General features: G+C 68.6%; 13 protein-coding genes. 1 reads left to right on the forward strand and 12 read right to left on the reverse strand.

Features of this window, described 5'->3' with window-relative positions; translation table 11 throughout:
* Positions 1 to 7: 7 nt before the first annotated feature.
* The 7 genes from AAHM41_RS08420 to AAHM41_RS08450 all read right to left on the reverse strand — a co-directional run bounded on the left by AAHM41_RS08420 (position 8) and on the right by AAHM41_RS08450 (position 9,063).
* Positions 8 to 1,630, reverse strand: coding sequence for a GMC family oxidoreductase (locus tag AAHM41_RS08420; RefSeq protein ID WP_342236081.1), 1,623 nt, complete (start codon positions 1,628 to 1,630; stop codon positions 8 to 10).
* Complete coding sequence (locus tag AAHM41_RS08425; RefSeq protein WP_342236082.1) at positions 1,627 to 2,154, reverse strand: hypothetical protein; 528 nt, start codon at positions 2,152 to 2,154, stop codon at positions 1,627 to 1,629. The genes AAHM41_RS08420 and AAHM41_RS08425 overlap by 4 nt, the downstream gene beginning before the upstream one ends.
* Positions 2,151 to 3,605: an aldehyde dehydrogenase family protein gene (locus AAHM41_RS08430; RefSeq protein WP_342236083.1), complete on the reverse strand. Its 1,455-nt coding sequence runs from the start codon at positions 3,603 to 3,605 to the stop codon at positions 2,151 to 2,153. The genes AAHM41_RS08425 and AAHM41_RS08430 overlap by 4 nt, the downstream gene beginning before the upstream one ends.
* A complete protein-coding gene (locus AAHM41_RS08435; RefSeq protein WP_342236084.1) occupies positions 3,605 to 4,750 on the reverse strand; it encodes an amidohydrolase/deacetylase family metallohydrolase in 1,146 nt (381 codons plus the stop codon). Before AAHM41_RS08435 ends, AAHM41_RS08430 begins: the two co-directional genes overlap by 1 nt.
* A 23-nt stretch (positions 4,751 to 4,773) precedes the next feature.
* The gene (locus AAHM41_RS08440; protein ID WP_342236085.1) at positions 4,774 to 5,790 is read right to left on the reverse strand and encodes an ABC transporter ATP-binding protein; all 1,017 of its coding nucleotides are present in this window, start codon (positions 5,788 to 5,790) and stop codon (positions 4,774 to 4,776) included.
* Positions 5,791 to 5,804: 14 nt separating this feature from the next.
* Positions 5,805 to 7,709 (reverse strand): ABC transporter permease, encoded by a 1,905-nt coding sequence (locus AAHM41_RS08445; protein ID WP_342236086.1) that lies wholly within the window; start codon positions 7,707 to 7,709, stop codon positions 5,805 to 5,807.
* 70 nt (positions 7,710 to 7,779) lie between these two features.
* On the reverse strand, positions 7,780 to 9,063 hold the full coding sequence (locus tag AAHM41_RS08450; RefSeq protein WP_342236087.1) for an ABC transporter substrate-binding protein: 1,284 nt from the start codon (positions 9,061 to 9,063) through the stop codon (positions 7,780 to 7,782).
* 214 nt (positions 9,064 to 9,277) lie between these two features.
* Here AAHM41_RS08450 and AAHM41_RS08455 point away from each other — a divergent pair, with 214 nt between their 5' ends.
* Positions 9,278 to 10,255, forward strand: a complete 978-nt coding sequence (locus AAHM41_RS08455) for a Gfo/Idh/MocA family protein (RefSeq protein WP_342236088.1) — start codon at positions 9,278 to 9,280, stop codon at positions 10,253 to 10,255.
* 4 nt (positions 10,256 to 10,259) lie between these two features.
* Here AAHM41_RS08455 and AAHM41_RS08460 read toward each other — a convergent pair whose 3' ends face one another.
* Genes AAHM41_RS08460 through AAHM41_RS08480 form a run of 5 tightly spaced genes read right to left on the reverse strand, consistent with a single transcriptional unit; the run spans position 10,260 to position 15,097 of the window.
* Positions 10,260 to 11,270 (reverse strand): aldose epimerase family protein, encoded by a 1,011-nt coding sequence (locus AAHM41_RS08460; RefSeq protein ID WP_342236089.1) that lies wholly within the window; start codon positions 11,268 to 11,270, stop codon positions 10,260 to 10,262.
* Between the two features lie 20 nt (positions 11,271 to 11,290).
* A complete protein-coding gene (locus AAHM41_RS08465; RefSeq protein ID WP_342236090.1) occupies positions 11,291 to 12,073 on the reverse strand; it encodes an SDR family NAD(P)-dependent oxidoreductase in 783 nt (260 codons plus the stop codon).
* Positions 12,074 to 12,107: 34 nt separating this feature from the next.
* Complete coding sequence (locus AAHM41_RS08470) at positions 12,108 to 12,938, reverse strand: carbohydrate ABC transporter permease (RefSeq protein ID WP_342236091.1); 831 nt, start codon at positions 12,936 to 12,938, stop codon at positions 12,108 to 12,110.
* Between the two features lies 1 nt (position 12,939).
* Positions 12,940 to 13,848, reverse strand: coding sequence for a carbohydrate ABC transporter permease (locus AAHM41_RS08475; RefSeq protein ID WP_342236092.1), 909 nt, complete (start codon positions 13,846 to 13,848; stop codon positions 12,940 to 12,942).
* A 37-nt stretch (positions 13,849 to 13,885) separates the two neighbouring features.
* Complete coding sequence (locus tag AAHM41_RS08480; protein ID WP_342236093.1) at positions 13,886 to 15,097, reverse strand: extracellular solute-binding protein; 1,212 nt, start codon at positions 15,095 to 15,097, stop codon at positions 13,886 to 13,888.
* Between the last annotated feature and the right edge of the window lie 188 nt (positions 15,098 to 15,285).

Below are 15,285 nucleotides of genomic sequence, written 5' to 3' on the forward strand. Positions count from 1 at the left end.
CTCGGGCCTAGGCCGCCATCGGCCGGGTCGCGCCCTTCAGCTCGCGGAAATTGTCGCGGATATGGGTCGCCGCCCGCAAGGCCAGGGCCGAGATCGTCGGGGTCGGATTGACCACGCCGCCGGTGGCCAGGATGCTGCCGTCGACGATGAACAGGTTCGGCACGTCCCAGCTCTGGTGCCATTTGTTGACTACGGAGTTCTCCGGGTCGCTGCCCATGCGGCAGGTGCCGATCATGTGCCAGGCCGGGGTGCGGTAGACGCCGTCCTTGTCGCGGTAGTCCTGCAGCTTGACCTCGAAGGCGCCGGCCGCGGTGCCGATGTCGACCAGCCGGTCGAGCATGTAGTTCATCATCCGGCGGTCGTTCTCGCCCGGCGCATAATGCATGGTCGCGACCGGGATGCCGTCGGCGTCGCGCTTCACCGGGTCGAGGGCGACGCGGTTCTCGGGGTTCGGCAGGTCGTCGCCGATGGCGTAGATGCCGATGCCGTGGCCGAAATGGCGCTCGAACCAGCGGTGGTGGTCGCGGCCCCAGGGCGCCCGGGTCTCGGTGATCCAGCCGGCGGCGACCTCGGCGGCGGCCGAGGTGCTGGTCAGGCAGTTGAAGTTGAAGCCGTTGACGAAGCCGCGGCTGGTGTCGGTCTCGGCGAATTGCCGGCTGATCAGCGAGGCGACATAGCCCATATGGCCGTCGATCGGCTCGTCGACCCAGATCTCGGCCCCGACCAGGGTGTGGTGCAGCAGGTTGCGGCCGACCTGATCGGACTGGTTGGCGAGGTTGTCCGACGCCAGCAGCAGCCGCGGCGTGCCGACGCCGTTGGCGGCGACGACCACGATCTCGGCCGGCTGGAACTCGGTGCGGCCGGTCTCGCGGTCGATGTAGAGGGCGCCGGTGGCTCGCCCGTCCCTGCCCTTCTCGATCCGCAGCACCCGGGCGTGGATGCGCAGCTCGGTGCCAGCCGACAGCGCCTTGGGCCAGATCGACAGCGAATACTTGCTCATCGACCCGCGCGGGCAGCCGTTGCAGATGCCGCAGCCATTGCAGCCCGGGCGGCCGTCGTAATCCTCGGAGATCACCCCCGCCTCGGCCGGCCACCAGTGCCAGCCGAGATGGTCGAAGGCCTGGGACAGGCGGCGCGCCGCCTTGGTGAAGGGCAGCGGGCCGGTCGGGCAGGAGTCGCGCGGCGGCATCGCCGGGTCGCCGGCCAGGCCGCTGACGCCGATCATGCGGTCCGCCGCCTCGTAGAACGGGGCGATGTCCTCATAGGCGATCGGCCAGTTCGGCTGCAGCCCGTGCTCGTCGCCCTTGCGGAAATCCGAGGGCCGGTAGCGCGGCCAGATCGCGCCATAGACATTGGTCGACCCGCCGACGCCGTTCCACATCAGCACCTGCGAGCTGTCGGTGACCACCGGGTAGTCGTCCGGATGGCGGCGGCGGTTGACGTCGGCATTCCACCGGGTGCGGCGCTGCCACGACCAGTCGGAGCTGTAATGCGGGTGGTCGCCGGCCTCGACCCAGGAGCCCTGCTCGAGGCAGACCACCTTCAGCCCGGCCTGGGCCAGCACCACGGCGGCCAGCGAGCCGGTGGCGCCGGCGCCGATGATCAGGATGTCGCAGGATGGCTTGGTCATCGCTTCAGGCCCCAGGCTTGCGTGCGGTCGCTGTCGAGATCGAGGGCGGAGATGTCGACCGGGCGCACCGCCCCGGTCGGCAGCCAGCGGCCGCGGCCGTGCTTCGGCGCGTCGCGGGCCGGGTCGAAGCGCGGCAAGGGATAGCCCTTCACATGCGGCCGCAGCCGGTAGGGGTGGCCCTGGGCGTTGATCACCGCGACCACGTAAGGGCTCTCGTAATAGGCGTAGTAGGCGGCGTCGCGGACCCAGCCGAACAGCTCGGGCTCCGCCGCCTCCAGGGCCTGCACGATGGCGATTCGCCGCTCCTCCGGCTGCCCGGCGAACGGGCCGCCGGCCTGCAGGATCGCCTGGGCGAGGCGCGTGAGGTCGGCCTCGCCGCGCTCCTCGACCAGATGGATCGCCAGCGTCGACTGGACGCCGATGGTGGCGCCGGAGGGCCAGTCGCCCTCCCCCGGCAGCAGCAGGTCGACGAGGTCGGCGAGCAGCCGCGCCGCGACGGCGGGAGAAGGTGTGGTTGTGGTCATCTAAGGGTCCGGGTGATCGAGATCATCTTGAGTTCGGTCATCGCCTCGAGCGTGTGGCGGCCGCCGAGCCGGCCGATGCCGCTCCTGGTGCCGGAGCCGCCGCCGAAGGGCAGGTGCAGCTCCCAATACGTGCTGCCGGCATTGACGTTGACGATGCCGGCCGGGATCGCCTCGCCGAAGCGCAGCGCCCGGTCCATGTCGGCGGTGAACACGCCGACGCTGAGGCCGTGCTCGGTGTCCAGTGCCAGGTCCAGCGCCTCGTCGTCATCGTCGAAGGCCAGGACCGGCACCACCGGGCCGAACGTCTCCTCCCGGTTGATCCGCATGTCGCGGGTGACGCCGGTGATCACCGTCGGCTCGAAGAACAGGTCGCTGCCGAGGTCCGGCCGCGGTTTGCCGCCGGCCAGCACCGTGGCGCCGCGGGCGACGGCGTCGTCGACATGCTCGCGCACCTTGGCCGCGACCTTCGGGTTGTTCAGCGGCCCCATGGTGGTGCCCTGCTGCAGCGGGTCGCCCAGTTTGTGCGACCGGGCGATCTCGACCAGCCGCCGCGCCAACGGCTCGACGATGCTGCGATGGGCCAGGACCCGGCCGGTGGCGGCACAGACCTGGCCGGCGTTGAAGAAGGCGCCGCCGGCGGCCGCCGCGGCGGCGCGGTCGAGATCGGCGTCCGCGAACACCAGCACCGGCCCGTTGCCGCCGAGCTCCAGCAGCATCGGCTTGCCGGCGCCGCGCTCGGCGATGCGCTGGCCGGTGGCCGGGCTGCCGGTGAAGCCGATGCCGTTGGTGCCGGGATGGGCGACGATCTCGTCGCCGACCACCGCCCCCTCCCCGATCACCAGGTTGACCACGCCGGGCGGCAGCCCCGCTTCCTCGATCGCACGCATCAGCTCGACCGCGGCCATCGAGGTGGTCGGCGCCGGCACCCAGACGATGGCGTTGCCGGTGGCGATGCCGGGCGCCAGGTATTCGACCGGGATGTTGACCGGGAAGTTCCAGGGCGTGATCACGGCGTAGACCCCGCGCGGCTGGCGCAGGGTCAGCACCAGCTTGCTCGGGTCCTCCGCCGGCAGGGTCTCGCCGCGCAGTTGCTTGACCAGCTCGGCCGCCAGCCGGAAGCCGTCCGCCGCCTTGCCGACCTCGCCCTGCGCCTCTTTGAAGGGCTTGCCCTGCTCCAGGCTCAGGGTGCGGGCGATGCGGTCGCGGGCGCCGTCGATCTGGGCGGCGATGGCGAGGCAGGCTTTCGCCCGTTCCCACACCGGCGTGGCGGCCCAGCCGGGCTGGGCCTGCCGGGCGGCGGCGATGGCGCGCCGGGCCGTGTCGCGGCTGCTGCGCGGCAGCCGGCCGATCGGCTCGCCGGTCGCCGGGTTCACCGCCGGCATCCACTCCGGCTCGGCTTCCCAGCGCCCGCAGATGTGGTTGGCGAAGGTCTCGACGTCGTCGCGCTGCATCATTCCGCTCCTTCCGGGTGCCACCAGCGCCCGTTGACCACCATGCCCTCGGCGAAGAGCCGCCGGCCGGCGGTGACGACCTCGCCGCGCACGTCTTCCAGCGGAAAGGCGCCGTCCTTGAGCGACAGGATGCTGGCGTCGCCGACGCTGCCGGGCTTGAACGTGCCGAGCTCCGGCCGGTTCAGCGCCTTGGCGGCGTTGACGGTCGAGGCCGCGATCACCTCGTCCAGCGGCATGCCCAGCGCCAGGAACTTCGACAGCGTCGTCACCTGGTCGTAGGCCGGGCCGTTGATGCACAGCGCATGCACGTCGGAGGAGATGGTGTCCGGCTTGAAGCCCTGGGCCAGCATCGTCCGCGCGGTCTTCCAACCGAACGACCCCTTGCCGTGGCCGATGTCGAACAGCACGCCGCGCTCCCGCGCCGCCAGCACCTCCGGCTTGATCCGGCCGTCGCGGGTGACCGGCGCGTTCGGGAAGGGCCGGAAGCAATGGGTCAGCACGTCGCCCGGCCGCAGCCGGTCCACCACCGCCTCATAGGAGGGCGGCGGCTCGTCGATATGGACCATCAGCGGTAGGCCGGTCTCGTCCGCCACCTGCAGGGCGACGTCCAACGGCCCGATGCCGGCCGGGCCGCTGGCGATGCGGCCGATCCGCACCTTGATGCCGATGATGACGTCGCGGTTGGCATCGGCGACCTCCACCGCATCCCGCGCCGCCATCAGCCGGATGTCATGGCTTTCCCCGACCATGACCCGTTCTGAGAAGGCGAAGATGCCGGCGAAGGAGACGTGCAGATAGACCAGGATGCGGATCTGGCTCGGCTCGATCACATGCTTGCGGAAGCCGGGGAAGTTGCCGGGCCCGGCGCTGCCGGTGTCGACGCAGGTGGTGACGGCGCTCCTCCGCGCGAACTCCTCGGCGTCGATGCCGAGCGACGTGCCGCCCCAGTAGACATGGGTATGCAGGTCGATCAGCCCCGGCGTCACGATCAGGCCGGAGACGTCGCGGACGGCACCGCCGCCGGGGTCCAGCCCGGCGGCGACCGCCGCCACCTTGCCGCCGGCGAAGGCGACGTCGGCGACGCGGTCGATGCCCTGCGACGGGTCGATCACCCGACCGTTCCGGAGCACGAGATCGAAGGCCATGGGATGCACGCTTCCTTGGTGGACTAGACCCGGGCGCCGCTGGCGCGGTCGAACAGGTGGATGCTGCGGTCGGCGGCGGTCAGGGTCAGGCTGGCGCCGGGGCGCAAGGCCCCGGGGTCGCCGCAGGTGGCCTTGACCATGCGGTCGCCGACCAGCACGTCGAGGAAATGGACCGGCCCGGCGGGCTCGATCAGCGCCAGCTCGCCGGTCAGGGACAGGGCCCCGTCCTCCGGCTCGGCCGCCGGCGTCAAATCGTGCGGGCGGATGCCGACCACCCGGCTGTCGTCCTGGCCGCCGGAGACGGCGGAGCCGGGCAGGAAGTTCATCTGCGGGCTGCCGATGAAGCCGGCGACGAACTGGTTGGCGGGCTCGCGATACACCGCCATCGGGTCGGCGAATTGCTGCAGCACGCCGTCATGCATCACGGCGATCCGGTCCGACAGGACCATCGCCTCCTCCTGGTCATGGGTGACGAAGATGGTGGTCACCGCCAGTTCGCGCTGCAGGCGCTTGATCTCGGTGCGCATCCGTACCCGCAGGCTGGCGTCGAGGTTGGACAGCGGCTCGTCCATCAAGAGCGCCGCCGGGTTACGGACGATGGCGCGGCCGACGGCGACGCGCTGGCGCTGGCCGCCGGACAGCTCGGCCGGCGACCGGTCCAAGAGCTCCTCCAGCCCCAGCAGTTCCGCCGCCCAGGCGACCTGGCGCCTGATGGCGTCGGCGCCGACCCTCTGCTGGCGCAGCGGGAAGGCCATGTTGTCGCGCACCGCCATGTGCGGGTAGAGGGCGTAGTCCTGGAACACCAGGGCGATGTTGCGGTCGCGCGGCGCCAGGCCGCTGATGTCGCGCCCGTCGAACAGGATGCTGCCGGTCGAGATCTCCTCCAGCCCGGCGATGCAGTAGAGCAGCGTGCTCTTGCCGCAGCCGGAGGGGCCGAGGAAGGATATGAACTCGCCATCGGCGATGTCGAGGTCGAGCCCCTTCAGCACCCGGTGCTGGGCGTAGCTCTTGGACACGGCGCGGATGTTGATCGAGGTCATGAAGGCCTCCCGGCTCAGCCCTTGACGGCGCCGGAGAGCGCGCCCTGGACGAGGTAGCGTTGGAACAGGAAGGCGACGAGCACCGGCGGCGCGATCGACAGCACGCTGGCGGCGAACATCGGCCCGTATTCGTAGAAGCGCGCCTGGCTGAGGAAGCCCGACAGCACCACCGGGATGGTCTGCGCGTTCGGCGTCGAGGTCAGGATCAGCGCGAACAGGAATTCGTTCCAGCTGACCAGGAAGCAGAAGATCGCGGCGGCGATGATGCCCGGCCGGGCCACCGGCAGCAGGATCTTCCACAGCATCTTCAGCCGCGAGCAGCCGTCGATCAGTGCCGCCCGGTCCAGGCTGGCGGGGATGCCCTCGAAATAGCTCTTCATCATCCAGGCGCTGAGCGGCAGCAGGATGCTGCTGTAGGCGATCACCAGCCCGGTGCGGGTGTCGATCAGCCCCAGGGTGCGGAAGATGACGAAGAAGGGCAGCACCAGGGTCAGCGCCGGCGTCATCCGGGTCAGCAGCAGGCCCCACAGGCTGATCCGGAAGAACCGGGCCTTGCCGTGCCGGGCGAAGGCGTAGCCGGCCAGGGTGCCGAGCGCGACGCTGATCGTCACCACGACCACGCCGACGATGAAGCTGTTCAGCAGCGACAGCGGCACCCGCTTGGCCTGGACGCTGGTCTCGTTGCCGCTCGCCAGCTCCGGCGCCAGCACCGCGGTGAAGTTCTGCAGGGTGAAGCCGCTGGGCACCATGGTGGGCGGCGTCCGGATCAGGTCCGAGGCCGGGGTGATGCTCATCAGCACCAGGGCGATCACCGGCAGCGCCGACCACAGGAAGATCAGCAGCGCGGAAAGGGCGAAGCCGAAGCGGGCCAGCGCGGCCTCGACCGGCCTGGGCAGCCGCGCCCGCGGCCGGTAGCGCGGCAGCGTCACCATGGCATGCCGCCGGCCGGCGCCGACCCGGCCGCTGTCCGTGGCAGTCCCGTTGGCGGCCTCGGCCGCCCGGCTCTGCCGCGGCCCGAGCACCAGGAAATAGAGGATCGCCAGCACGAAGCTGAGGATGGTGAGGCCGTAGAGGATCGCCGCCCCTTCCCCGAACTTCAGGAACTGGAAGGAATAGAGGTAGCCGAGCCAGGCGAAGACCGTGGTCGCGGCACCCGGCCCGCCGCGGGTCATGATCCAGAGGATGTCGAAGGCCATCAGCGAGTTGATCGTGGCGATGATGGCGATGAACAGCAGGTTGGGCTTCAGCCAGGGCAGCGTGATGGCGAAGAAGCGGGCGACCGGACCGGCACCGTCCAGCATCGCCGCCCGGTGCAGGTTCCCGGGCATCGACTGCAGCCCGGCCAGCAGCAACAGGGCGGTCAGCGGCGCCTGGTTCCAGACCTGGGTCAGGGCGACCAGGTTGAGCGCGCGGAAGCCGTCGCCGAGCCAGGGCGTGGCCAGGAAGCCGAGGCCAAGGTCGTTGAGCAGCCCGTTCAGCGCGCCGTAGTCGCCGGCATAGACGAAGGACCAGAGGACGCCGACCGAGACCGGCGCCATGGCCCATGGAACCAGCATGACGCTGCGCAGGAAGCCGCGGCCGGCGAAGCGCTCGTTCAGGACCAGCGCCATGGCCATGCCGATCACGGTGGTGCCGATCACCGAGAAGGCGGCGAAATAGCCGGTGCGGCCCAGCGCCGCCCAGAATTCGGCATTGCCGAGCATGCCGGCATAGTTGTCGAGCCCGACGAAGATCCAGCGCTTGGTAATCGGGTTGGTGCGGTGGAGGCTGAGATAGAGGCTGTAGGCCAGCGGCAGGCCGACGACGGCGATCACGATCGCCAGGGTCGGCGCCACCGCGCCATAGGCGAAGCCGGGGATCCGGCCGATGCGGCGGCGCGGACGGGTAATGGCAGCTGCTTGCGGGATGGTGATCGACACCGGGCCGCCCCTCCGACGAATGGCTCGCGAAGGACGATCGCGGCGATGCCGCGATCGCCGTTCCTGCTGGCTACTGGTATTGCTGCTTCAGCTCGGCCACCTTCTTGCCGAGCTCGTCGACGATCTGGTCGGTCGACATGCTGCCGCGGATGTATTCCTGGACCCGCTGCATCATGAACAGGTCCCATTCCGGGAACCAGATCTGCTTGGCGATGTCGCGGGAGGTGGCGAGCTCGAGCTGCTTGTTGGTGACGGCGAGGTCGCGCCACTTGCCGAAGCTGGCGACGACTTCCGGATCGGCCATCACCTCCTTGTAGGCGGAGCCGAGACCGAAATCGAGCGCCCAGCGCTTGATCACATGGTACTGGCCGTCCTTCGACTTGCCGCCGAAGAAGCGCAGCAGGTTCCAGGTCCGTTCGACGTCGGTCGGCTGCGCCCCCATCATGTAGACGGCGGTCCAGGCGAAGGTCGACTTGGTTTTGCCCGGCATCAGGGCGTTCTTCACCTTGCCCGCGGCCTTCGAGAGCTTGGGATCGTTGGCGACCTTCTGGTCGTAGTCGTGCAGCACCATGAAAGTGTGGCGGCCGGTGGCGTAGCTGGGCACGCCCTCATTCGGCAGCGTCATGATGTCGGCCGCGACCAGCTGCTCCTTGTACAGGGCCTGGTGCGTCTCCAGCACCTTGCGCAGCGCGGCGTCGTCGACGAAGTCGTTCTTCGCGTCGAAGACCGGCGCGCCTTCCGCGTACCAGCAGGAGAAGATGCTCCAGGACAGCTCCGGCCATTTCTGGCCCCAGGCGCTGTTGTAGGGCGCGTCCGACACGCCGTCCTTCTTCAGCTTGCGGCAGGCGTCGAGCAGCGAATCCCAGCTGTCCGGCACCTGGAGGCCGGCCTTCTGCAGATGCTCCTCATTGTAGATGAAGGCGTTGTGGCCGGCGTAATAGGGCAGCCCCGCCAGCTTGCCGTCGGGCAACGACATCGACTTGACGCTGACCGGGAACATGCCGGCCTTCATCTCGTCGACGCCGTCCAGCCCCTCCAGGTCGCGGGTCCATTCCGCCGCGCACCAGCGGGCGATGTGGTCCTCCTCGGCATACAGCATGTCGATGCGCTGGCCGCCGGTCAGCTTGGTCTCGACCACCGGGTGGTAGTCGCCGGTCACCAGCTCGTAATTGACGTTCTCGTCATACAGCGACTTGAAGGTGTTGACGTTCTCTTCGACGATCTGTGGCTGGAACTGCCAGCCGATGAAGCTCAGGGGCGTGGCGGGCGCGGCGCGGGCAAATCGGCCGCCGAGCCCCGCCAAGGCGGCGCCCGGCCCCAGGGCGGCGCCCTGCAGCAGACGACGGCGGGACATCAGATAACGACCCAATAGATCCTTATCCATTCGCCTCTCCTGTGATGTTTCGGGCTTGCTTCCACCCGGCATGGCCGCCGGCACGGGCTCGCTTCATTAGTATGTTTGTTATAGTTCCAAACAAACTTGTCGTCAACGCGGGAGACGTGTCAAATCCGGGTGCGGAACGGCTGCGCAGGGAGCCGTTTCCCGCCCTCTTTGGAAGAGCAGGGACATGTCGACAGAGAAGACCATCCGCTGGGGCGTCGTCGGCGCGGGCGACATCGCGCGCCGCTTCGGGCATGGCCTGGCGCATGCCCCGGATACGCAGATGGCGGCTGTCTGGTCGCGTCGCGCGTCGACGGCCGACGTCCTGGCGCAGCAGTTCGGAGCGCAAAGCTGCGCCAGCCTCGACGAACTGCTGTCGAGCGACATCGACGCCGTCTACATCGCCACGCTGCACGACAGCCACGCCGATTACGCGATCGCCGGCCTCGCCGCCGGCAAGCCTGTGCTGTGCGAAAAGCCGGCGACGGTCAACGCCGCGCAGCTCGAACGCGTGCTCGCCGTGGCGCGCGACCGGCAGCGGCTGTTCATGGAGGCGATGAAGCCGCCCTTCTATCCGCTGTACCGGAAGCTGCGCGAGCACCTCGCCGACGACCCGATCGGCGACATCGGGTTCGTGCGCGCCGGCTGCTCCAGAGCGGATGTGCCGGCGGACCACCCGACATTCTCGTTCGAACACATGTGCGGCGCGCTGCTCAGCATCGGCATCTACGAGGCGTTCCTGGCCGTCGATTGGCTCGGTGCACCGCTCGATGTCCAGACCATCGGCCGGTTGGGATCAACGGGCGTCGATACGTTCGCGAGCCTCAATTGCCGCCACGAACGGGGAATCGCGCAGCTATTCTGCGGCCTGGATCTTCACGGCCGGGGCGATGCCCTGCTGGCGGCGCCGCGCGGCCATGTGACGATCCACGAAAACTGGTGGAACCCGGCCCGCGCCACGATCCGGTACGTGGACGGCCGTGTCGTCGAGCTCGACCACCCGTTCGAAGGCGGCGGCCTCAACTATGAGACGGCGCATTTCTGCAACCTGCTCCGCTCGGGCGCGCTGGAAAGCCCGGTCATGACGCATGCCAAGTCGCTGCAGATGATTACGATGATGGATGCCGCGCGCGCGGCGCTCGGGCTCAAATTCGCCGGCGAATGAACCGCTACGGCTCGATAAAGGCGTAGGTGGTCTGCTGGCGATACAGCTCGCCGGGCCGCAGCACGGCCTGGGGAAAGGCCGGCTGGTTCGGGCTGTCGGGGTAGCGCATCGGCTCCAGGCACAGCCCGGCATGGGCGAAATGCCAGGACCCGTCGACCGCCGGCCGATCCGGCCCCAGCCCGGCACCATCATAGAAGACGAGACATGGTTCCGTGGTCGCGACCTCGAGCCGAAAGCCGCCATCGGACGGTTCGAGGCGCGCGGCCGGCTGGAGCCGCTGCCCTTCCCGGTCGAGCACCAGGCAGCAATCATACAGGACCGATGGATCCGGGCCGGCGATCGGCCGGAGCGTGCGGAAGTCGTAGGGCGTGCCGGCGACCGGCGCGAGGTCGCCCGTCGGCACCAGGTCCGGGCCGAAGGGCACATGGCGGCTCGCCGGGATCCACAGGCGATGGCCGCGGATCGACGCGCCGGGCGCGAGCGTGAAGTAGGAATGATGGGCCAGGCTGACGATGGTCGGCGCATCCGTCGTCGCGGTCATCTCGACGGAGAGCGACGCCGGCTCCTCGAGCCGGTAGGTGCAGCGGACATCGAGCCGGCCGGGATAGCCGTCCTCCCCATCGGGCGAGACCAGCCCGAGCGTGACCGCGCTTTCGCTCGCCTCGACGATGTACCACAGGCGGCGCGAAAAGCCGGTCGCGCCGCCATGCAGATGGTGCCGGCCGTCGTTCCGGCTGAGCTGGTGCACGGTGCCGTCGAGGACGAGCCGGCCCTCGCCGATGCGGCTGGCATGGCGGCCGGCGGTGACACCGAGATAGCGCCGGTTGTCGAGATAGCCGTCGAGCGCCGCGAAGCCGAGCACGACGCGCCGCATCCCGCCGCCGAGCGGCACGACGAGGTCGCGAACCGCGGCGCCGAAGGTGATGACCGATGCGGTGGCGCCGGCGGCGTTGGCAAGACGGATCTCGTGCACCGCCCGGCCGTCCGGCAGCCGGCCGAAGGGATGGATCGACACGGGTTCGTCCCGCGGTGTGCTCACCACAGCGTGTAGCCGCCGTCGATCACATAGGCGGCGCCGGTGACATAGGTGGCGGCGGGGCTGGCCAGATAGACCGCCAGCGGCCCGATCTCGGGCGGGTTGCCCGGCCGGCCCATCGGCACCTGCCGGACGAAGGTCTCGATCACCTCGGGCCGGATCTCGTTCCAGTGCCGGTTCGCATCGGTCATGAACAGGCCGGGGCAGATGGCGTTGACCGTGATGCCGTGCGGCGCCCAGTCGGCCGCGGCGCAGCGCGTGAAGTGCAGCACCGCCGCCTTGCCGGTCTCGTAGTGGCGGCCGCCGATGCCGCGATTGGCGATGAGGGCGCTGATCGAGGCGATGTTGATGATCCGCCCGCCCTGGCCGCGCTTCAGCATGGCGCCGCCGATCAGCTTGGTCGCGAGGAAGCAGCTGGTCAGGTTGAGGTCCATCAGCGACCGCCAGTCCGCCAGCGTCTCCTCCTCGATCGGCACGTTGAGGTCGCGGTTGCCGACATTGTTGATCAGGATGTCGATCGGGCCGTGCTCGGCGAGGATCGTCTCGCAGGCCGCCTCGCACTCCTCCGGCACGGCCATGTCGGCCCTGACCGTCCAGGCCTGGCGGCCGATGGCGCGGATGTCGGCGGCGGTTGCGTCGAGCGTCTCCTGCGTGCGGCCGGTGATGATGATGTCGGCACCGGCCTCGGCCAGCGCCAAGGCCATCTCGCGGCCGAGGCCCCGGCTTGCGCCGGTGACCAGCGCCCGCTTGCCGTCGAGGCCGAACCATTCCTGCAATCCCATCTGGGTCTCCGATGTCGAAGGTCGTTGATGTCGGCTACTTCACGGCACCGACCGTGAGGCCGCTGACGAGGGTGCGCTGCAGCATGGCGAAGACGATCGCGACCGGCACGCTGGCGACCAGCGTCGCGCCCATCACATGGTCCCATTCGACCTGGTAGCGGCCGCCGACGAGCGAGAAGATCTGCATCGTGAGCGTATACTTCTCGTTCGAGCGCAGCAGCGTCATCGCCAGCACGAACTCGTTCCAGCAGTATATGAAGATGAACACCGAGGTGATGCCGATCGCCGGGGCGGCGAGCGGCAGGAACACCAGCCTGAGCCGCTGCAGGGACGTCGCGCCGTCGAGCGTCGCGGCCTCCTCGAGCTCACGCGGGATGGTCTGGAAATAGGCCTGCAGCATCCAGACCGCGAAGGCGAGGTTGAAGGCGATGTAGGCCAGCATCAACGCCGGCAGCTGGTCGACCAGCCCCATCTTCGACATCAGGCGGAAGATGCCGAGCACGAGCACGATCGGCGACAGCATCTGGGTGACGAGCATGAACTGCCGGAACAGCCGCTGCCCCCGGAACTGCATGCGCGCCATGGCATAGGCGGCGGGGATTGCGACCAGCAGGCAGAGGATTGTCGCGGCGATGCTGACCAGGAGGCTGTTCGCGAGCGCCGGCCCGAAGCGCGCCGCCTGCCACATGTCGGCGAAGTTCTGCAGCCGGATCTCCGACGGCAGCCAATGCGGCGGGAAGGCCAGCACCTCGGCCCGCGGCTTCACCGCGGTCGAGATCATCACCGCGAACGGGAACAGGATGATCAGGCACAGCGGCCCGAGCCCGAGCCAGATCAGCGAGGATTTGCGGAGCAGCTTGTCCATCTCAGCCCATCCTCTCCTCGTTGCGCATCGCCAGCGCCGCATAGGTGATGGTGAGCGCGAGCAGGATCAGGAACATCACGATCGACAGGGCCGAGGCGACGCCGAGCTCGCCATAGCGGAAGGCGAGCTTGTAGAGCCAGGTGACGAGGATGTCGGTGCTGTTGGCCGGATCGCCCTGCGTCATCACCCAGATCAGCGGGAAGGAGTTGAAGACGTAGATGAAGTTCAGGACCAGCACGATGTTGAGGAAGGGCCGCATCAGCGGCAGCGTGAGGTAACGGAAGCGCTGCCCAGGAGTGGCGCCGTCGATCCTGGCCGCTTCGAAGATGTCGGCCGGCAGCGAGGACAGGCCGCCGAGGAACACGGTCACCGTGAAGGGGATCGAGACCAGGATGCCGATCGCGATCTCGATCGGAAAGGCGGTGTTCGCCGTCGCCAGCCATTCGACCGGCTCCGTCAGCAGGCCGAACTGGTTCAGCGTCGCGTTGACCATGCCGAACTGGCCGTTGAGCGACCAGCGCCAGACGATGCCGCTCATGGTCAGCGAGACCGCCCAGGGCAGCATGATGATGACGCGGGCGAGGTGACGGCCGTAGAAGCGCTCATTGAGCGCGAGCGCGATCGGGATCGACAGCAGCACCGTGCCGCCGACCACGAACACCGTCCAGACCAGCGTCCGGTAGAGGCAGCCGAGGAAGAGCTGATGCGAGAACAGCCGGCTGTAGTTGCCGAAGTCGTTGAAGCCCGACGTGGCGCCGAAGCGGTTGACCGTCTGCAGCGACATCTGCGCCATGTCGAAGATCGGATAGCCGATGATCCAGAAGGCGAACAGGATCGACGGCAGGACGAGGAGATAGGGCGCGCTGGCGCGCCCCACCCTGCCGCGGGACGGTGCTCGGGCCCGGCTCATGGCCCTGCCGGCATCGGCGGCCGTCACGGATCCGGCCCTACTGCTGGATCAGGCTGTCGATGGTCGCGGCCGCTTCCTTGAGCGCGTCCTCGGGCTTGGCCTGGCCGATATAGGTCTTCTGCAGTGCGCTGATCACCGCGTCCACCATCTGCTCCCAATTCGCCACCTGCGGCGCGAAATGGGCATAGGACAGCATCTCGGTGAAGGCCTTGAGCTGCGGATCGTCGGCGAAGACCGGCGCCTGGGCCTCGGCCTTCATCACCGGCAGGAAGCCCTCCTTGGTGCTGAACTCGATGCGCCACTTGTCGCTGAAGGCGGTCTCGCTCAGGAACTTCCAGGCGAGGTCCTTCTGGCTGCTCGACTTGAACACCATCAGCGTGTCGGTCACGCCATAGGTGGCCTTGGTCGAGCCGGCCGGGATCGGCGCGATGGCGTAGTTGAGGTCCGGTGCGTCGGTCTTGATCTGGCCGCGCAGCCAGGGGCCGGTCAGGATCATGGCGATGCGGCCCTGCTTGAACAACCGCTCGATGTCCTGCCGGTTGAGGCCGGTGGGATCGGGCTCGGTCAGCCCCTCGTCGATCATGCTCTTGTACAGCGTCAGCGCCGCGACCGCCTGCGGGCTGGCGACGCCGGACTTGCCGTCGACGATGATGTCGCCGCCATGGGTCCACAGCGAATAGTACCAATAGGCGTCGGTCTCGATCTCCTTGCCCTGCATCGCGAAGCCGTAGGTGTCGCCGCCGAGCGCCTTGACCTTCCGGGCCGCGTCGACGACGGCGTCCCAGGTCGCCGGCGGTTCGGACACGCCCGCCTTCGCGAGCAGGTCCTTGTTGTAGTACATGGCGCGGGCCGATGCCGCGACCGGCAGGCCGTAGATCTTGCCGTCGAGGGTCGAGGGCGACATGAACGCGTCGATGAACCGGCCCTTGAACTCCGGCGTGATGTAGGAATCGAGCGGCTCGGCGATGTCGTTCTTGACGTAGTCGAGGAGCCAGCGCGTGCCGATCATGGCGATGTCGGGCGCGGTGCCGCCGGCGATGTCGGTGGTCAGCCGCTGCTGCAGGTTGTCCCACTGGACGACTTCGACCTTCACCTCGTCCCCAGGGTGGGCGGCCATGTAATCCTTGGCCATGCCCTCGAAGAGCTCCTGCGTCGCCGCGCTGTAATAGCCGACGACGACCCGCAGCGTTGCCGCTTCCGCGATCGTGGCGCTGCCCATCAGCGCCACGGCGCCGACGAGGAGCCCCAAGCCCGCTCCGGACTTCTTTAGAAGCATGTTGCGACTCCCTGTTTTCGTCCTGTGGACGATTGGCTTGCTGAATAAGACCTGGTTTTTCTGTTCTTATTCTTGTCGCGGCCGGTAACAGCGAGGCTTCGAGCCGACCCCATTCTGCATGTTTGTTATAATTCCCAACAAACTTGCCGTCAACGCGGTTA

The organism is Inquilinus sp. OTU3971 (genome assembly GCF_038440215.1).